At 67.0% G+C, this 17787-nt stretch carries 19 protein-coding genes; 10 read left to right on the top strand and 9 right to left on the bottom strand.

Features of this window, described 5'->3' with window-relative positions; genetic code table 11:
- Positions 1 to 81: 81 nt before the first annotated feature.
- From V8683_RS11475 to V8683_RS11465, 3 genes are all read left to right on the top strand, one after another.
- On the top strand, positions 82 to 522 hold the full coding sequence (locus V8683_RS11475; protein ID WP_411191651.1) for a hypothetical protein: 441 nt from the start codon (positions 82 to 84) through the stop codon (positions 520 to 522).
- A gap of 160 nt (positions 523 to 682) precedes the next feature.
- A complete protein-coding gene (locus V8683_RS11470) occupies positions 683 to 1687 on the top strand; it encodes a homoserine kinase (RefSeq protein ID WP_411191652.1) in 1005 nt (334 codons plus the stop codon).
- Positions 1678 to 2472 carry a BPSS1780 family membrane protein gene (locus V8683_RS11465; protein ID WP_411191653.1) on the top strand — a complete coding sequence of 265 codons (795 nt, stop codon included), beginning with the start codon at positions 1678 to 1680 and terminating at the stop codon, positions 2470 to 2472. The genes V8683_RS11470 and V8683_RS11465 overlap by 10 nt, the downstream gene beginning before the upstream one ends.
- 17 nt (positions 2473 to 2489) lie before the next feature.
- On the opposite strand, the gene V8683_RS11460 is transcribed toward V8683_RS11465, so the two are convergent.
- Both V8683_RS11460 and V8683_RS11455 read right to left on the bottom strand, forming a co-directional pair.
- A complete protein-coding gene (locus V8683_RS11460; RefSeq protein WP_411191654.1) occupies positions 2490 to 2666 on the bottom strand; it encodes a DUF3563 family protein in 177 nt (58 codons plus the stop codon).
- A gap of 147 nt (positions 2667 to 2813) precedes the next feature.
- Positions 2814 to 4007 (bottom strand): extracellular catalytic domain type 1 short-chain-length polyhydroxyalkanoate depolymerase, encoded by a 1194-nt coding sequence (locus V8683_RS11455; RefSeq protein WP_411191655.1) that lies wholly within the window; start codon positions 4005 to 4007, stop codon positions 2814 to 2816.
- A 295-nt stretch (positions 4008 to 4302) separates the two neighbouring features.
- Here V8683_RS11455 and V8683_RS11450 point away from each other — a divergent pair, with 295 nt between their 5' ends.
- Positions 4303 to 5001 carry a phosphatase PAP2 family protein gene (locus V8683_RS11450; RefSeq protein ID WP_411191656.1) on the top strand — a complete coding sequence of 233 codons (699 nt, stop codon included), beginning with the start codon at positions 4303 to 4305 and terminating at the stop codon, positions 4999 to 5001.
- A 21-nt stretch (positions 5002 to 5022) separates the two neighbouring features.
- On the opposite strand, the gene V8683_RS11445 is transcribed toward V8683_RS11450, so the two are convergent.
- Together V8683_RS11445 and V8683_RS11440 are read right to left on the bottom strand one after the other, a co-directional pair.
- A complete protein-coding gene (locus V8683_RS11445; protein ID WP_411191657.1) occupies positions 5023 to 5901 on the bottom strand; it encodes a TOBE domain-containing protein in 879 nt (292 codons plus the stop codon).
- Between the two features lie 74 nt (positions 5902 to 5975).
- The gene (locus V8683_RS11440; RefSeq protein WP_411191658.1) at positions 5976 to 7577 is read right to left on the bottom strand and encodes a CHAD domain-containing protein; all 1602 of its coding nucleotides are present in this window, start codon (positions 7575 to 7577) and stop codon (positions 5976 to 5978) included.
- 248 nt (positions 7578 to 7825) lie between these two features.
- Here V8683_RS11440 and V8683_RS11435 point away from each other — a divergent pair, with 248 nt between their 5' ends.
- Together V8683_RS11435 and ppk2 are read left to right on the top strand one after the other, a co-directional pair.
- Positions 7826 to 8044: a YdcH family protein gene (locus V8683_RS11435; protein ID WP_411191659.1), complete on the top strand. Its 219-nt coding sequence runs from the start codon at positions 7826 to 7828 to the stop codon at positions 8042 to 8044.
- A gap of 191 nt (positions 8045 to 8235) precedes the next feature.
- On the top strand, positions 8236 to 9360 hold the full coding sequence (gene ppk2, locus V8683_RS11430; protein ID WP_411191660.1) for a polyphosphate kinase 2: 1125 nt from the start codon (positions 8236 to 8238) through the stop codon (positions 9358 to 9360).
- A 106-nt stretch (positions 9361 to 9466) separates the two neighbouring features.
- Here ppk2 and V8683_RS11425 read toward each other — a convergent pair whose 3' ends face one another.
- A complete protein-coding gene (locus V8683_RS11425; protein ID WP_411191661.1) occupies positions 9467 to 9850 on the bottom strand; it encodes a tautomerase family protein in 384 nt (127 codons plus the stop codon).
- A gap of 100 nt (positions 9851 to 9950) precedes the next feature.
- Here V8683_RS11425 and V8683_RS11420 point away from each other — a divergent pair, with 100 nt between their 5' ends.
- From V8683_RS11420 to V8683_RS11410, 3 genes are all read left to right on the top strand, one after another.
- Positions 9951 to 10805: a LysR family transcriptional regulator gene (locus V8683_RS11420; RefSeq protein ID WP_411191662.1), complete on the top strand. Its 855-nt coding sequence runs from the start codon at positions 9951 to 9953 to the stop codon at positions 10803 to 10805.
- A gap of 123 nt (positions 10806 to 10928) precedes the next feature.
- A complete protein-coding gene (locus tag V8683_RS11415; protein WP_411191663.1) occupies positions 10929 to 11363 on the top strand; it encodes an MbcA/ParS/Xre antitoxin family protein in 435 nt (144 codons plus the stop codon).
- Positions 11360 to 12061: an RES family NAD+ phosphorylase gene (locus V8683_RS11410; RefSeq protein ID WP_411191664.1), complete on the top strand. Its 702-nt coding sequence runs from the start codon at positions 11360 to 11362 to the stop codon at positions 12059 to 12061. The genes V8683_RS11415 and V8683_RS11410 overlap by 4 nt, the downstream gene beginning before the upstream one ends.
- A 16-nt stretch (positions 12062 to 12077) precedes the next feature.
- On the opposite strand, the gene V8683_RS11405 is transcribed toward V8683_RS11410, so the two are convergent.
- From V8683_RS11405 to V8683_RS11390, 4 genes are all read right to left on the bottom strand, one after another.
- Positions 12078 to 12812, bottom strand: a complete 735-nt coding sequence (locus V8683_RS11405) for a metallophosphoesterase (protein ID WP_411191665.1) — start codon at positions 12810 to 12812, stop codon at positions 12078 to 12080.
- 52 nt (positions 12813 to 12864) lie between these two features.
- The gene (locus tag V8683_RS11400; protein WP_411191666.1) at positions 12865 to 14292 is read right to left on the bottom strand and encodes a c-type cytochrome; all 1428 of its coding nucleotides are present in this window, start codon (positions 14290 to 14292) and stop codon (positions 12865 to 12867) included.
- Between the two features lie 23 nt (positions 14293 to 14315).
- Positions 14316 to 15917 (bottom strand): GMC family oxidoreductase, encoded by a 1602-nt coding sequence (locus V8683_RS11395; protein ID WP_411191667.1) that lies wholly within the window; start codon positions 15915 to 15917, stop codon positions 14316 to 14318.
- Positions 15918 to 16061: 144 nt separating this feature from the next.
- Positions 16062 to 16637, bottom strand: coding sequence for a sugar dehydrogenase complex small subunit (locus V8683_RS11390; protein ID WP_411191668.1), 576 nt, complete (start codon positions 16635 to 16637; stop codon positions 16062 to 16064).
- Between the two features lie 264 nt (positions 16638 to 16901).
- Here V8683_RS11390 and V8683_RS11385 point away from each other — a divergent pair, with 264 nt between their 5' ends.
- Positions 16902 to 17558 carry a DUF1345 domain-containing protein gene (locus V8683_RS11385; RefSeq protein ID WP_411191669.1) on the top strand — a complete coding sequence of 219 codons (657 nt, stop codon included), beginning with the start codon at positions 16902 to 16904 and terminating at the stop codon, positions 17556 to 17558.
- The last annotated feature ends 229 nt before the right edge of the window (positions 17559 to 17787 follow it).

Genomic DNA, 17787 nt, shown 5'->3' with positions numbered 1-17787 from the left:
ATCGGGCACGGAACGGCATGGGGCGCGACGGCCGGATTTGCTAGAATTGAGCCATCGAACCGGACAATCCACGGAATCAACATGAAGTTGCTCCTTCCCGCCGCCGCCGCGACGATGCTCGCGCTCAACGGGGTTACCATGGGAGTCGCCATGGCCGCGCCCAACGACGACGCGAAGAACGCCGTCGAAGCCCAATCGGCAGAGTCGGCGCAAGCGCCGCAGCCGGAACTGTCGGCCAACGAAAAGGCGGGCCTGCCGAATCTCGAGCAGATCAACCGGCCGGCGGCCAAGGTCACCTCGAAGGTCGACATCAACGTGCCGCGCAAGCCCAGCTTCCACGAAGTGAGCCCGAACGGCACCGAAATCACCGAGTACCGCGACAAAGGCAAGCCCGTCGAAATCAACGTGCGCTCGAACTTCGGCACGCACTACACGATGACCGCGCCCGCCGACACGTCGCCGCAAGTGCATTCGAGCGGCGAAGCCAGCACGCGCCTGCCGTCGATCAACCTGCATTACTGATACGCTGCCTGCCCGCGCTTCCCACATCTGGCGTGCATCTGGTGTGCGGGGCGCGAACTGCGGCGCCCCGGCAAATTCGCTCCCGCAGGCACCGCGCGGGTCATCCCCGCGGCGGAGCATTGCGCGCCGCGCCTGCCCACGAAACCAACCTGACTCCCGCATGGCCGTCTTCACCGCTGTCACCGATACCCAGCTTGGCGCGTGGATGCGCGACTACGATCTCGGCGAAATCGTCGATTTCCGCGGCATCCAGTCCGGCATTGAGAACAGCAACTTCTTCCTGACGACGACGCGCGGCGAATACGTCCTGACGATCTTCGAAAAGCTGACGGCCGAACAACTGCCGTTCTACCTCGACCTGATGCGCCACCTGGCGGCGCACCGCGTACCGGTGCCCGACCCGATGCCGCGCGCAGACGGCGCCCTCTTTGGCCTCTTGCACGGCAAGCCCGCGGCCATCGTGACGAAGCTCGACGGCAAGCCCGAGCTCGCGCCGGGCGTCGAGCATTGCGCCGAAGTGGGCCAGATGCTCGCGCGCCTGCATCTGGCGGGCCGCGACTTCGAGGGCGACCAGCCGAACCTGCGCAGCCTCCCGTGGTGGGAAGAGACGGTGCCGACGGTGCTGCCGTTCCTCGCCGGCGCGCAGCGCGATCTGCTGAGCGCCGAGCTCGCGCATCAGCGTGCGTTCTTCGCGTCCGCCGACTACGCCGCGCTGCCGGGCGGCGCGTGCCACTGCGATCTGTTCCGCGATAACGTGCTGTTCGCGCACACGAACGCGGCGCCGGGGCACGAGGTGCGCCTGGGCGGCTTTTTCGATTTCTATTTCGCCGGCTGCGACAAGTGGCTGTTCGACCTGGCGGTCACGGTGAACGACTGGTGCGTGGACCTGCCCACGGGCGCGCTCGATCTGCCGCGCGCCGAGGCGCTGTTGCGCGCCTATCAGACGGTGCGGCCCCTCGCGCCGGCGGAAATCCGCCACTGGGACGACATGCTGCGCGCCGGCGCCTACCGTTTCTGGCTGTCGCGCCTGTACGATTTCCACTTGCCGCGCTCGGCCGAGCTGCTCAAGCCGCACGATCCCGGCCACTTCGAGCGGATACTCCGCCAGCGCCTCGCCGGCAGCGCGAACGCAGCCCTCCATGCAGGATCCCGCGCATGCAACTGATCGAAGTGCCCGCAAAGGCGGGCTACGTCTGGTTCCGCCAAGGCATCTGGCTGTTCCGCCGCAATCCGCTGGCGTTCCTCACGCTGTTCTTCGCGTATCTGCTCGCGATGACGCTGATCTCCGCCATTCCGATGGTGGGCGGCGTGCTGCCGCTGCTTTTCGTGCCGGGCGTGGCGGTGGGGTTCATGGCGGCGTGCCGCGACACGGTAGCCGGCAAGCCGGTCTTTCCCACGATCCTGATCGACGGTTTCCGCTCTTACGGCTCCGCGGTGACGAAGCGCCTCTTCGCGCTCGGCGGGATCTACGTGCTGGCGATGACGCTCGTGCTGGCCGCCTCCGCGCTGGCAGACGGCGGCACGCTGCTGCAGTTGATGACGCTGGGCGGCACGCTAGACACGGACACGCTCGAAAACAGCAATGTCCCGCTCGCGGTGCTCGCGTCGCTCGTGCTTTACGTGCCGGTGTCGATGCTGTTCTGGTTCGCGCCCGTGCTGACGGCCTGGCACGACGTGCCGCCCGTCAAGGCGATGTTTTTCAGCGTGGTGAGCTGCTGGCGCAACAAGGGGGCGTTCATGGTCTACGGCGCCTTGTGGATGGCCGTGTCGGTCGCCGTTTCAGTGGGACTCTCGGCGCTGCTGCACGCGCTCGACGCCGGCGGCTATGCGCTCGCCGTCCTGATGCCCGCGCTCATCATCGTGACCACGATGCTCTACTGCTCGTTCTACGCGACCTACCGCGGCTGCTTCGGCGTTCAGGATCAGCAGACCGTCGACGCCAGCCGCTAGACCGTTCCGCCAACGGCTCAGTACTGGCTCATCCAGTCCGGATGACGCGTGGCCTTTTCCCGGTCGAGCTTGCGCAGACGGAATTCCAGATCGTAGATATCGTTCGCTTCGGAGAGATACGCTTCTTCGCGCTCTTTTTGGTGCTCGTCGGCGGACTTCGTGAGGAACAGGAACAGACGGCTAAGGAGATACATGATTTGCCCCTACTTCGGATGGCATTCGCTTTGAATGGACAAACGAATTATAGGGTAAACCCTAATCTCTTGCCAGCCATCTCGACCGAGCGTTTATTCAAGATGGAGGCGGCGGTACTGCTCCCTTAGCGCACCCTTACTGCGTCCTTATCGCGCGCCTCCGGCCATCTTTCGGCCAAATGCATCGTTGGCCGCTGCGCGGCGGCGGCCTTCGAAGAAATGCCAGATCATCGCGCTGGCGTCCGGCCCCGTGGCCGAGTGGAATGGCACGGTGTCGTCGCCGCCGCTCCAGGCATGGTCGAGATTCGACACGCGGCACAGGCGCACCACGCTCTCGCCGCGTCGCGTGTAGTCCTGCACGACATGGTCATCGCGCGCCGCCTCCTCGGCCGCGACATCGGGTCGCACGCCATGCTCGTCGGCGAGGCCATTCAGCCGCAGGAACTGCACCGCCAGTTGTTCGGCGTTGATCGGCGCGACCACGGAATCCTGATCGCCTTGCACGACGATCGCGGGCATGCCCGGGTGCGCCCCGCCATCCAGTTGCCGCTCGAGCAGACCGACCGGGTCCTGATGGAGCCCGCGCCGCATGACGTCCAGCGCCTGAACGCCCGAACGCGCCTCGCCGAATGCGGGTCCCGAGTGCAGGGCGACCGCCGCGAAACGATCCGGCGCACGCACGGCCAGCAGCGCGGCCAGCCCGGCGCCGGCCGAAAGGCCCGCCAGATAGACGCGGGAAGCGTCGAAGCCATATTCGTCCACGAGCGTGTCGACCAGCGAGACCACCGCCGCCGCCTCGCCGCCGCCGGCCTCCTCGCGTGCGTCGTACCAGTGCCAGCACTGATGCGGGTGCGCCTGCGCGGACTGTTCGGGATAGACCACGGCAAAGCCGTGCCGGTCGGCGAGCAGGTTCATGCGCGTGCCTTCGGCGAACGTGTCCATCGATTGCTGGCAGCCGTGCAGCATCACGACGAGCGGCAGGCCGGACGGATCGTCATGGCCCGCCGGCAGATAGAGCCCGTAGGCAAGCGTACGGGCGGCGCGCTGCGGCGTGGCCGGCGCGATATGTTCGTCGCGCCGCCACTCGCCCGCCGCCCAGGCGGCCGCGCGCGGCCCCACCCGCGACTCGCGCGGCGGGGCCATGGGGCGCGCCGCGCGAGGCGCAGCCGCGGTGGGCGCGGCGGCCGCCTCGGTCACCGCAGTCTGGGCGGCGCGCCACAGCGCCTGCGGCTGCGGCGCGTGCTGGCGCGCTTCGCGCAGCGCCGCACGGGCAGCCCGATTCTGGATGGCGAGCAGACGTCGCATGCCACCCGCCCACAGCTTCGTCAGATCCTTCGTCATCATCAGCCTCGTGAAAGGGGGTCGGATACGCCAAAGGATAGTGCCGATGGCGCGTCGTTGTGCGATGCACAATAACACTAAATGGTGGACGCTGCAGCGGAATACAAGTCGCCGCCGGACGCTGATCGTGCAGTGCAAATAGATGTCGAACGGATGAGGCCCCTGCCGAGGTTTTTCGAGACGGCTATACTTGGAAAACTTATGCGATGTGCGTGTCCGCCAGTTGAGCGCCTCGCGCGTTAGCTACCTTAACCGGCAGAACTTTCTTGTTGCCGCAGCGTTGCGGCGCCAACTCATGCCCGATTTACCCCTTCACCTTTGGTACTCGATCACGAACCTCGGCGGCGCCGGACTGGCGCTGCCGCTCGCGTTCGCGATCGCGCTCTGGCTCCTGGCCGGCTACTCCACGCGGATGGCCGCGAGCTGGCTGCTGCTCCTCGGCGCGGCGATCGGCGTGGTCACCGTCACCAAGATCGCCTTCCTCGGCTGGGGCGTTGGGGTGCGCGAGCTCGACTTCACCGGCGTGAGCGGCCATGCCATGCTCTCCACGGCCGTCTACCCGGTGGCATTCTTCCTGATGCTGCAGGGCGTGCGGCCGGGGCTGCGCGCCGCGGGTGTCGCCGTTGGGCTGGTCACGGGAGTCGCGGTCGGACTCTCGCGCGTCGTGCTGGAAGCGCACTCGCCGTCCGAAGCCGTTGCCGGCTTCGTCGTCGGCGCGCTGACGGCACTCATTTTCGTGCGCTACTGGTGGGACGCCCAGTCGGGCCGTCTGTCGGGAGCGGTCGTCACGCTGAGTCTCGCTGCGCTGACTTTCGCACTGCACGACGTGCACGTGCCCACGCACCGCTGGGTCACGCATCTCGCGCTGACCGTATCGGGCCACGAGCAGCCCTACGTGCGTGCCCGCTGGAAGGCCAACCGGCCGAAGGCGCCCGACTCGCCGATTTCCCAGACCCGCAATACGCTCGGCGCACCGGCCCAACGCCACGCCTGACGGCGCGGGTGTTCGTAGCCGTCAGCCGCTCACCCCCAACACCACGCTCGATGCCTTGAAAACAGCCGTCGCCGCCGCACCGGGGGCGAGGCCGAGCGCCTCGACGCTTGCGTCCGTCACGACCGCCGCGATCACAACGGCCCCATGCAGATCCAACGTCACTTCGGCATTCACGGCCCCGCGCCGCACCTGGCTCACCGTCCCGCCCAGGCGATTGCGCGCCGACAATCGCGCGGCGTCTCCGGCCGCTCCGGCCACCAGCACGACCGACGACGCTTTCACGAGCGCAACGGCGGCAGCGCCTTCGGCGAGCCCCAGCACTTCGGTACTTTCGCGCGTCACCACGGCCACCACCGTCTGACCGCCCGGCAACGCCAGCGACACCTCGTCGTTCACCTCGCCCCGCACGATTGCCGCAACGGTGCCGTAGAGGTAATTACGTGCGCTCGTCCGCAGGCCGAAGCGCCCGAGGAGCGCGAAATCGCTATCGACGCTGCTTGCGGCCTCCGCGCCACCAAGCGCTACCGCAGCGGCCGCCGCCCGCTCCAGAAAGCGCCGATGCTCGCGCTCGAGGACACGCCAGGTGTCGATAAGGCGCAGCGCGCGCGGCGTGAGCGTTGTCCCGCCGCCGCCCTTGCCGCCCGTCGCGCGAATCACGAGCGGCTCGCCGGCGAGATTGTTCATGGCGTCGATGGCGTCCCATGCGGCCTTGTAGCTCATGCCGACCGCCTTGGCGGCGCCCGTGATCGAGCCGGTCTCGCGAATCGCGGCGAGTAGCCCGATGCGCACCGCACCGCCCAGCATCTGCGGTCCGGACTGAAACCAGAGCGAACCGCCGACACCGAGTTCGGGCCCGGACGCCGCCGCCGTCGACGGCAGATCACTGGAGGAAGAATTCATCGTCGTGGCTGCAAAGGCGAAGCGCGCGTTTGGGTATCCGATTATAGAGACGGGGTGCCCGCGTTTCCGGCGCCTCAGTCACGCGGAACCTTGGGCCGGCGCAGCTCGCGCAGCAGGCGCTCGCCCTCCTTCGCTGTATAGCGCTTGACGGCTTCGCACCAGCCGCGCGCGAAGCCAAGCTGATACGGCTCCACGTCCATCCCTTCGATAAAACGCAGCCCGACGGCCGCATCGTTCCCGTCGCCAAGCACAGCCTGGAGCCGCGCGAGGGTACGGACGGTCTCCGTTCGGGTACGCCGCGAGAGCAGCGGTGTAAAAAACTCCAGCGTGTAGCGCAGATACTTCGCATGAATACGCGCATGATGCCGGCTCGCTTCGTCGATCGAAGTGAGATTCTTCGTTTCGGCCAGGCAAGTGTAATAGCGCCGCACCCGTTTTCGCGCGTGCTCGTGCAGCGAGCGCGCGAACTCGCCGTCCGCCGCCTCACGGTCGGCCAGCGCGGCCAGCCAGCGCAACCACGCCAGAGCGAGGTGCGCATAACGCGGCGAACGCAAGGCGTCGCGCACGCGCGCGCGCGCCGCGAGCCGCTCCGAATCCGCCGCCGCACGCATGGCATCCCAGCGCGCGGGCTCGACGTCGGCCGCGGCAAGCGCGGGCAGCGTCGATTCCACGAAGACGTCGCGATCGCGCGCGTCGCCGAGCAGGGTGCCCAGCCATGCCAGGTCCGGCTTGAGGCGCACGGTCCAGGTCTCGTCCTGCCAACGCTTGAAGATCCGCATCGCCGTGCGCAGCCGCCGCTGCGATATGCGCATCTGGTGAATGAACTCGGTTTTCGCCGAGTCGCGCACGCCTGCGTCGTTGCCGAACCACTGCGCGCTGATGTTGCGCCCGATCGCGACGAGTGCCGCCTCGTCCGTGTCCGCGCCCGCCAGATCGACCGGTGCGGCGCGCACGGCCTCGGCATCGCCAGCCAGGCTGCCGGACGCGGCGCGCTCCAGGGCATCCGTCATGCGCACGAACGCGGGCGCATCCGTGCTCGCGGCGTCGACCAGCGTGTCGCCGCAGGCGAACAGCGCCTGCACGATGGGCGCGGCTTCGGCGCCGTCGGGCCAGGGCGCGCGCAGGCGCAGTTCGTGCAAGCAAGGCGGATCGCCCGCCACGTCGTCAGGCGTCGCTCGTTTGCGCAGGCCCGACTCCAGTATCAGCTCGGCCTCGACGCCCTCGCACACCCATGGCCAGCGATAACGCACGAACTCCAGCGCGGCAACGGCGACCGGCTCGCCAGCCTCGGCCAGCGCCTCGCGAAACGGCTCCGGCGCGGCGTCGAAGAGCGCATTGGCTACGTCGTCCGCATCGAGCGGCGCAGCGAAGATCGGTGTGAGCGCCGTGACACCCGGCGTAACGGTGCGGCGGCGCGACACCGCCACCTCGCGCGCGCCGCCGCACGTCTCGACGGCAATCCGCCAGCCGTCCCGGGCCAGCAGGGCCTCGCCGTCGAATACGACGGTGGTGACGCGCTCGCCTTGTGCCGTGGGCGCGGCGAGTTGCGGCAGTGCGGCAGTGAACGACGCCGCGAGCGCGGCGGCCTGCGCCGTATCCGACTGCCCGTTTTCGTCAGTCGCGGGGCACGGCGCGGGAACGACAATATCCAGCACGATTTCGAGGACACGAACCATGAACGCTCCAGAGATCGATCGGAGGGCGAAACAAGGTGGCGGAAGGAATCGAAACGGCGACGGCAGACCCTATGTCCCCAATAGTACAACGGCCTGTTCGCCATGGTGCGGACGTCAAGGCGCGACAGTCGGGCACATCCTTCCCCATGCCCGTGCGGCTTGACTATTATCAAGACAGCAAATATGCGACAGTGAAAAAATGTTTACATGTTCATTCCAGCAATCCGATTATCTGTAAGGAGTAGCGAGTGTTCCCGGAATTCAGAGATTTGATTTCGCGCCTGAAGACGGAGGACGAGCATTTCGCGCGAATCTTCCATCGTCACAACGAACTGGACCAGCAGATCAAAAACATGGAAGCGGGTCTCGTGCCGGCCAACGGCATGGAGATCGAGCAACTGAAGAAAGAAAAACTGCAGCTCAAGGACTCGCTCTACCAGATCCTTCGCAAGGTCTCGAACGCCTGACCCCGCGTGGCGTGGGTCGCCAGCGGCATCTCGCGCTGGCAGGCGCGCGTTGATTTTGCCCGCGCAAATCCGCGCCACGGCGGCATCCGGCGTTCGCCCCGCTCCGGCAGCCACGCGCCCCTGCCACCTCTCGTCCGCAAGCATCGCCTGCGTGCAACGCTTGCGCCCTGTACGACGCACGATCGATACGTATGCCGAACACCCGCCAGGACACGCCGTCTTCCCTTCACTCCGTCACACCCGAACCCACGCTTCATGGAGCCGACCGCGACACCCAGGCGCCGGCCATCACGCCCCGCGGCGCCGAACGGCGCACCGTTGACGACCGCGTCGAGGCCGCCGCGCAAATCATCGCGGGCACCGTGCAGGATCTCGTCTCGGCAAGCGCCGCAACCAGCGAATCGCCGTCGTCGCTGCTCGATTCGATTGCGGCGATCATGAAAGGCCTGTCGCCCGACGAAGCCGCGCAACTGCGCAGCATGATCCTGAACGGCAACCCCGCCGACTGGCGGGCCGCGCGCACGCGACATCCCGACGATGAACTCGTGCCAGGCTGGCGCAACGGCGACTATCCCTACCGCAACCTGATGTCGCGCCGCGCCTACGAGCGACAGAAATACCGTCTGCAAGTCGAGCTGCTGAAGCTCCAGGCGTGGGTGCGCGAGACCGGCCAGCGCGTGGTGATTCTGTTCGAAGGACGCGACGCGGCAGGCAAGGGCGGCACGATCAAGCGCTTCATGGAGCACCTGAATCCGCGCGGCGCTCGGGTGGTTGCGCTGGAAAAGCCGACCGAGGTCGAGCGCGGCCAGTGGTACTTTCAGCGCTACGTGCAGCATCTGCCTTCGGCGGGCGAAATCGTGCTGTTCGACCGCTCGTGGTACAACCGCGCGGGCGTCGAGCGCGTCATGGGTTTCTGCACGCCCGGCGAATATGGCGAGTTCATGCAGCAGGTGCCGGAATTCGAACGCCAGTTGATCCGCAGCGGCATCCACCTGATCAAGTTCTGGTTCTCGGTGAGCCGCGCCGAGCAGCGACGCCGCTTCAAGGAACGCAAGGTGCATCCGCTCAAGCAATGGAAGCTGAGTCCCGTCGATCTGGCATCGCTCGACAAGTGGGACGACTACACGCTCGCGAAAGAAACGATGTTCTCGCAGACAGATACGGCCGACGCGCCCTGGACCGTGATCCGCTCGGACTGCAAGAAACGCGCGCGCCTGAACGCGATGCGCTTCGTGCTGCACAAACTCCCCTACGCGAGCCGCGATTCCGAAACCGTCGGCTCTGTCGATCCGCTGCTCGTGAGCCGCGCGCTTTAGGCCAGAGCTTCAAGCCCTGCCTTACGCTCCTGCGCCGCCGCGCACCGTCCCTCTGGCGCGCGGCGGCCTTCCTCGCGCCGCTTTCCTGCCGCCCTTTCCTGTCCTCTTACGTCGCGTACTGCGCAATCCCGTTGCCGAACGACCAGTTCTCGCGCGCCACGTCAACGAGCGTGACGAACACATCCTCGGGGCGCACGCCCGGGCTTTCCGCGAGATTGCGCGCGATCTGCGCGAACAACGCCTTCTTCTGGTCCTGCCCGCGCGTGTTGTTCACCGCGATCTGAATCATCACGAGGTTGTCGCTACGCTCGATGCCCAGATAGTGGCGACCGAAGAAAAAGTTCTCCGCGTCGTGCTCGTTGACGAGCATGAAGAGGTCGTCCTCCGGCACCTTGAACACCTCCCTCAGTGCGCCATGAACGCCCTTCACGAGGGCTGCGCGATATTCGGCGGGCTTGCCGGCACGAACGGCGATTCGGGTAAATGGCATGTCGTTCTCCTTCGGTGAATGAACATGCACAAGAATAGGCAAGCGCTATCATAATAAACAGACATGACTGGATATTTCATCCATTTACGCTGGAAATAAAATGACCCCGACACTCGATCTGGATGCTGTCCGCGCCTTCGTGCTGGTCGCCGAATTGCGCAGCTTCACGCGCGCCGCCGACGCGCTCGACACCACGCAATCCGCCGTCAGCCTCAAGCTCAAGCGGCTCGAGCGGCACCTCGAGCGCCAGTTGCTGGAACGCACGCCGCGCGTCGTACGGCTTTCCGCCGACGGTCTTGCCTTCCTGCATGCCGCCCGCGATCTGCTCGGCGCGCACGAGCGCGCGCTCGGTGCGTTCGGCGGCGATGAGCGGCGCCTCGCGCTCGGGCTGAGCGAGCACGTCGCCGATGCGCAGCTTGCCCGCCAGCTCGCGAATCTGCGCGCGCACGACCCGGCGCTCGTGATCGAACTGCATCTGGGACAGTCGGCGGCACTGCTCGCGCAGTACGACGAGCGCCGGCTCGACGCCGTGATCGCCCGTCAGGACGAAGACGAACTGCCGCGCGGCGGCGCGCAGCCGCTCTTTTCCGAACCGCTGGTCTGGCTGGCTGCCCCCGGGTTCCAGTGGCAGCCGGGCACGCGACTGCCGCTCGCACTGCTTACCGCCCCGTGTGCGGTGCGGACGGCGGCCATCCGCGCGCTCGACGCCGCAGATACAGGCTGGGAAGAAGTATTCGTGGGCGGCGGAGTCGCCGCCGTCGGCGCGGCATTGGAGGCGGGCCTCGCCGTTTCGCCGCTGGCACGGCGGGTAGCGCCGCGTACGCTCATCGATGTGGGATCGCGGTTCGATTTGCCTGCGCTGCCCGTTTCGCGCGTGCAGTTGCACTCGCGTGTGCGCGAGCCGCGCTCGGCGGCCACGCTGCAACTGCTGGCCGCCAGCCTGGGCTCGGGTTGAACGAGCGCGGTGCGCGCCGGGTGTCTGTCTCAGCGTTATCGGGCGGCGATTATATCCAACCAGAGCTTGCAATAATCCATATATAGACTATTATTTAGTAAAAGTTCATTTCAGGACTCAATCATGCCTCATGCGATTGCTGCGTCGTCGACCATTCCGGCCCGGCGACCGGGCGCCGAGCCCACGCTTACCCAGATGTCCGCTGCCGGACTGCGCGCCTTCTTCAACATTGCGCACGACTGGGATCTCACCGTGGACGAGCAGATCGTCCTGCTCGGCACACCCGGCCGCTCGACCTTCTTCAAATGGAAGCAGGCGCCCGAAAGCGCGCGCCTTGGCCGCGACACGCTGGAGCGCCTCTCGCTGCTGCTCGGCATCTACAAGGCCTTACAGATTCTCCTGCCCCAGCCCACGGCCGCGGACGCCTGGATCAAACGCCCCAACAGCGCGCCGCCTTTCGGCGGCCGGCGCGCACTCGACCGCATGCTGGCCGGCAACGTCAGCGATCTCGTGGCGGTACGGCAGTATTTGGACGCAATGCGGGGCGGCTGGGCGTGACGCAAACGAACTGGCAAGACCGCTGGCGCAGCGCGCCGCTCACCTGGTCGCCCGCGTACCGGGTCATTCCCACCCGCTTTCCCGCCGTGAACCTGTTCGACCGCGTGGCATCGGCGGAAGACTTCGAGGCGCTTTACGCGCTCGAAGCGCTGACCAATGACCGCCTGCGCACCGAAACGGGCGAACTCGATCTGGTGCCGCGCGAGGAGCGCCGCTTCGGGCCGGGCTACGGCCCGATCATGGCGGCCTTCACGCATCTGAATCCGCAGGGCAGCCGCTTTTCGGACGGAACGTATGGCGTGTTCTACTGCGCCCGCGCGAAAGAGACCGCCATCGCCGAAACGCGCTATCACTCCGCGCTCTTCCTCGCGGCCACCCGCGAGCCGCCGCTGCGCCAGCAAATGCGGCTCTACACCGTCACGGCCGCGGGCGAGGCGGTGGACCTGCGCGACGATCCCACGGTCGACTCCGCCGTGCTCGCCCCCGACAGCTACGCGGCAGGCCAGGCGCTCGGGCGCGCGGTACGGGCCGCGGGTGCGCCCGGCATCGCCTATCCGTCGGTGCGCCACGCGGGCGGCGAATGCCTCGCCGCGTTGCGCACGTCGCTCGTGCGGGCGTGCCATCACGCGGCCTACCTCGAATACAACTGGAACGGGCACGCCATCGACATGGTGTTCGAGCTGAACCGCATCGGTTGAGGCGGAGGGGCTGCGTTCAGGGCAGCGCGATGTGCGCGGCGCCCTGCTCGCGCGCACCGCGCGTCGAAACCGACCACTGCCGCGAGGTCAGCGCCTCGACCATCGTGAGCCGGCCCTCGGCAATGAACGCGCCCGTATCGATGAAGATCTGGGAGCCGATCCGGGACACGTCGCGCATCGGCGTATGCCCGCAGTAGGTGGTGGAAAGCGCGCGCGGCTGCGGCTTCGTTTCGCCGAGCGCGAGTTCCCGTCCCCAGAGCAGACGTTCGCGCACCGTGGCGTCGAAACGGCCCGCGTCGAGTTCGGCGTCGTCGCCGAAGAATTCCGCATGCAGCACGTTGAAGCGCGACTCGCCCGCGCCGATCGCGCGGGCGAGCGGCAACTGGCGCAGACGAGCCGCATGCCGCGCAAGCGCGTCTTCGGACAGCGACTCGGCCCATGCGCCGCCAATGCCGTACCAGCGAAAACGCGGCAGGCGCCCTTCGGCGACGGCGCACATCGCATCCTCGTGATTGCCGAGCACCGCGTAGAACCAGGGCTTGTCCAGCAGGCCGAGCGCCTCCTCGCACTGGTCGCCGCGATCGACGAGGTCGCCTACCGAGAAGAGCCGGTCGCGCGCGGCATCGAAGGCCGCGTCGCGCAGCAGAAAGCGCAGCGCGTCCACGCAGCCGTGCAGGTCGCCGACCACGAAATCGCGGCCGGCGAGATTGCTCGCGTGATGCTGGACGACGGTGGCGGGAGAGGGTGTCATCCTCTCATCATAGCGCCGCGCGGCATTCGCGTATGAGGCCCACCGCGCACCGTCACTGCGGCTGGGCGCGCAGCGTGCCGACCTGATCGGGCGTGATCGTCGCCTGCGGATTGCCGAACTGCTTCGTCACGTAGTTCGTGATCGCGGCGACCTGGTCGTTCGTGAGTTCGCCGCCGAAGGCCGGCATCAGCACGTCCGCGTTCTTCGTTTTGCGCGTCACGCCGTGCAGGATCACCATGGCAAGGTTGTTCGCGCTCGCCGCGCCCGCCACGCTGTTGTGGATCAGCGCCGGATACGCGCCCGGCGCGCTCGCGCCGATGCCCTCGCCCGTCCAGTTGTGGCAGGTCGCGCAGTTCGCAATGAAGAGCTGCGCGCCGTTCACGCTCGTGACGGTCGTACCGCGCAGCGTCGTGACGTCGTCGATGGCGGGCTGGCCCCACGAGTCGCGTGCACGCGTCACGCCGCCCTCTATAGGCTGCTGCGCGTGCAGATACGCCACGATCGAGCGCAGGTCCTCGTTCGTGAGGTATTGCGTGGAGTTCTGCACGACCTCGGCCATCGGGCCCGCCGCATTCGCGTGGCCGCCCGCGGCGCCGGTGGCGAGATAGGCCATCAGTGCGTCGTCGCTCCAGTTGCCGATGCCGCCCGTGCGGTCCGGCGTGATGTTGTAGGCTTGCCAGCCCGCCTGGACTGCACCGGCGAAGCGGTCGGTCTTCTTCAGGCCCTGCATGAAGTTGCGCGGCGTGTGGCACTCCTCACAATGCGCGAGCCCTTCGACGAGATACGCGCCGCGGTTGTATTCGGCGCTCTTCTGCGGGTCCGGCACGAAACGCCCTTCGTCGAAATTGAAAAGGTTCCAGAAGATCATCAGCCAGCGCAGGTTGAACGGGAAGCGCAGATCGTTGGGCGGCGGCGTGTAATGCACCGGCGCGACGGTGTTCAGATACGCGCGGATCGCCAGCACGTCCTGTTCGGTGACGCGCGTGAACTCCACATAAGGAAACGCCGGATAGAGGTGCTCGCCGTCCTTGCCGACGCCCTCGTGCATCGCGCGCAGGAAGTCGGCGTCGCTCCACTTGCCGATGCCGGTATCGGGATCGGGCGTGATATTCGGCGTGTAGATCTTGCCGAACGGCGTCGAGATCGCGAGTCCGCCCGCGAACGGACGGCTCTTGTCGACGGTATGGCAGGCCATGCAGTCGCCCATGCGCGTGAGGTATTCGCCGCGCTTCACGAGCTCGGGCTGGTCCGCCGCAGCGGCGCCGGGCGCCGCGTCCGACGCCTCGCCGTGTGCGACGGACACCGGCAGCTCGTCCACGGGACGCGCCGCGCCGTCGTGCGACGCATGCCATGCGATATAGAGCGCGAACGCGCTGAAGAGCACCGCCGCGAAAGCGGCGCGCGTGCGCCACGTCCGTCGTGCGTAAGCCAGGGGCGCGAGCGCAGCGGTCGGTACGGATGGGGACTTTCGTTCGTTCATCGTCTGTCTCCGGCCGGTGCGCATCAGAGCTCGTGCCGCAGCTTGTCGGCCAGCTTCAGCGACAAGGCGGCGATCGTCAGCGTGCAGTTCACCGACGCCGCGGTCGGCATCACCGCGCTGCTCGCGACAAACAGGTTCGAATGATCGTGGGTGCGGCAGTCCGCATCGACGACCGAGTCAGCCGGATTCGCCCCCATGATCGTCGTGCCCATGATGTGGTTGTTCGGCGCGAAGGTGTCGTCGAACGAGACTTCGGTGCCGCCGAAGAGCTGCGCGATCTGCGCGTAGAGGTCGTGCGTGTTGGCCGCGCTCTTCTTCACGTAGTCGTTGATCGAGTAGTAGATCTCGGGCTGCGGAATGCCGAGCGAGTCCTTGTGCTCGCCCGAAGGCAGCACGCGGTTCTGCGGCTCCGGCAAATGTTCGTGGAAGCTGTTGATATTGAGCATGCGCGCGGCGCGGTCGCGTATCTGGCGGTCCAGCTCGGCGCCCGTCACGCCCTGCTGGATGAGCGCGGCCGTCACGGCCATCGTGCCGACGCCGTTCGACAAATGCAGCTTCTTCGCGGCGTAATCGGAGCGGAACGAACCATCGCGGAAGTTCACCACCGAGGTCATTTCCATCGGTCCGCGCCCCGGCCACAGCGGCTCGTTGGCGAGAAAGGTGACGCCCGTGCCCGGGTGATCCATCAGGTTGCGGCCCACCTGGTCCGAGCTGTTGCCGATGCCGTGCGGGAACGCGTCGCTCGTGGAGATCAGCATCAGCTTGGGCGTTTCGATGCCATTCGCGGCGAGCACGAAGAGCTTGCCCGTCACGCGCGTGCTGTTGCCGTTCGGGTCCTTGTAGTGCACTGCCGTGATGAGCCCCTTGTTGTCGGCTTCGATGCGGTAGACCACGGCCTCGGGAACGAGCTTCGCGCCGGCGCGCTCGGCTTTCTCCGCGTGCACCACGCCGCCGTACATGGCGGCGATCGGGCAGATCGGCATGCAATTGTTGTTGCCGCAACAGGTTGGGCGCGCATCGTAGGGACGGCTGTTGCGCGCGACGGGCTCGGGCACGACGTGAAAGCCGTTCGCGTTGAGCACATCAGAGAAGCGCTGGTCCATGTACGAGAGCGGCAGCATGCTCATGGGGTACGGGTGCGAGCGCGGCGAGCCCAGATCGTAAGGGGCGCCCGGCCCCGAAACGCCCAGCTCGATCTCGGCGAGCTGATACCAAGGTTCGAGCGTCTCGTACGGATACGGCCAGTCGCGGCCCACGCCGTATTGCGTATTGAGCTTGAAGTCGGACGGCAGGAGACGCCACGCGGCGGCGGCCCAGTGCCACGTCGTGCCGCCGACGAGGCGCAGATATTGCGAGTTGTACGGATAGTCGCCCTTCTGGATCATGTAGTCGTTGGGCGGCGAATACTCGGGATGCGGCGCCCAGGCCGACGACGGATAGGGCGTCGCGAAGTCGGCTTTCGCGGGCGAGTTGCGGAAGTTCTCCACGATCTGCCAGCGCGCGAGGCGCGGCCCCGCCTCGAGCAGGATCACGGAGGCGCCCGCCTGGGCCAGTTGATGCGCGACCAGACTGCCCGCTACGCCTGAACCGACCACGACCACGTCGGCAGAGTTTTCTATCGCCATTGTCGTCCTCTTTCTTCTGGCTCTCGTTGTGGGGACCGCGCGCAGCATTGCGTTGCCGCCGTGCCGCGAATGCACCCGCGAAAACACGTCGGCCACCGTGCGAGAGGCTGCTCGCGCGTGGTCTTGCCAAGCCCTGGCGTGCGATCAACCGCCGTCGGGCTTTTGCGTCCAATAGAACGGCACGTCGCGACAATACGACGGAATCGTCAGTACATCTTTTACCGGATCGAACATCAGCGCCTTCTCGTACGCCACCACCTGAATGTGCGGCGAGTCCCCGACGAGGCCGAGATACCACGCGCGCATGATGTTGCCCACCGTGGTTGCGAGCTCGGGCTGCTCGCCCTTGAGCGCCGCCGTCACGCTGTCCGAAGGCACGCCGCCGTGACCCTGCAGCCAGGTGTTGAGCGCGCCCACGTCCTGCTCGAACTGGCTGCTCGCACGCGCGAGCGTGGCATAGACGCGCTGGCCGAGCGGCTGGTCGAAACTCGTGCGTCCGGTGAGGTGTTGCGAGAGCGCGATGAAGGCGTCGTAGCCGCTATCGCCGCCGCTGGCGGGCGTCGCGGCGAAGACCCGCGCAAAGCCGAACGGCGCGCCGGGGCGGCCGGCCATCGTGAAAGCCAGCGCCGCCGCCGCGGCGCAGGCGCCGGTCATGAACTGCCGGCGGCCGGGCCGATGGCCCGAAGGGGGAGACGTCCCGTCCTGCGTCACATCTGTCATGCGCTCTCCAGATGAGTTTCGTGGCGAGCCGGCAGCAAGGTGCATGCCGGGTCCGGGGCGATACGAAAAGGTTATCAATCATGTTACCGCGCGGATCGCCTTCCGGATCGCTTTCCGGCTGACAGGCAGCGATGACGCGCCGCGCAAGCAATATAGCCTCTCCTGACCCGATTCGACAAACCGCTTGCTGCAATTGAGTCTGCGAACGCGCGGTAGAATCCCCGCAACCCGCATGCGCCCGAAGCTCACCAACCCGCTCACGTCATGAACTATATCCCGCAGGTGTTGCGTAACCGGCCTCACATGATGCTCGGCATGGCTGCCGGGCTGGCGGTCGGACTCCTTTCGCCCGCCGCGCTGAAGGCCACGGCGCGCGCGCTGCTCGGCTGGGACGCCGCCATCTGGGTGTACCTCGTCCTCATCTGGATTCACATGGCGCTCGCCACCGAAGAGAGCGTGCGCCGCAATGCGCAGCGTGAGGACCAGAGCGCCGGCACGGTGCTCTTCGTGATCTGCACGGCGACCGTGGCCAGCATCCTCGCGATCGTGCTCGAGCTCGGCACGACGAAGGACCTCGGCATCGCCTCGAAGGTGCTGCATTCGGCCATCACCGGCCTCACGCTGATCGGCGCGTGGTTCCTGATCCCGACCATCTTCACGCTGCACTATGCGCGCGTGTTCTACGGTTCCGATCCGGCCGAGCCCGCGCTCGTCTTTCCCGACCGCGACCTCGCGCCGAATTACTGGGATTTCCTGTACTTTTCGTTCACCATCGCGGTCGCCTCCCAGACCGCCGACGTCGGCATGCGCGGCCGCAGCGCGCGGCGCAGCGTGCTCGCGCAATCGATCCTGTCCTTCTACTTCAACGTCGCCGTGCTGGGCCTGTGCGTGAATATCGCGGCCAGCATGGTAGGCGGCTGACCCCGCGCGCCCTCTTTCCGCGCCCCATTGCCCCACCGTTGGGCATGCCCTTTGCTGACCGGCAGGTCAGAACGCCAGGCGGCGTTCGCGGTTTGGTTCCGGCCTGCTCTTGCACTACATTGAACAGGACGCGCCGCCGCGAGCGCAGCGCAATCCAACGCCGTGGCTCCGGCACACTCCGGGCAGCGTGATCGCACGAAACAGGCATCCGCGCCGCCCGACGCATCTG

Source organism: Paraburkholderia sp. AV2, assembly GCF_054968425.1.
The sequence above is the reverse complement of the archived record's forward strand: the minus strand, read 5'-3'. Positions and strand labels throughout refer to the sequence as shown.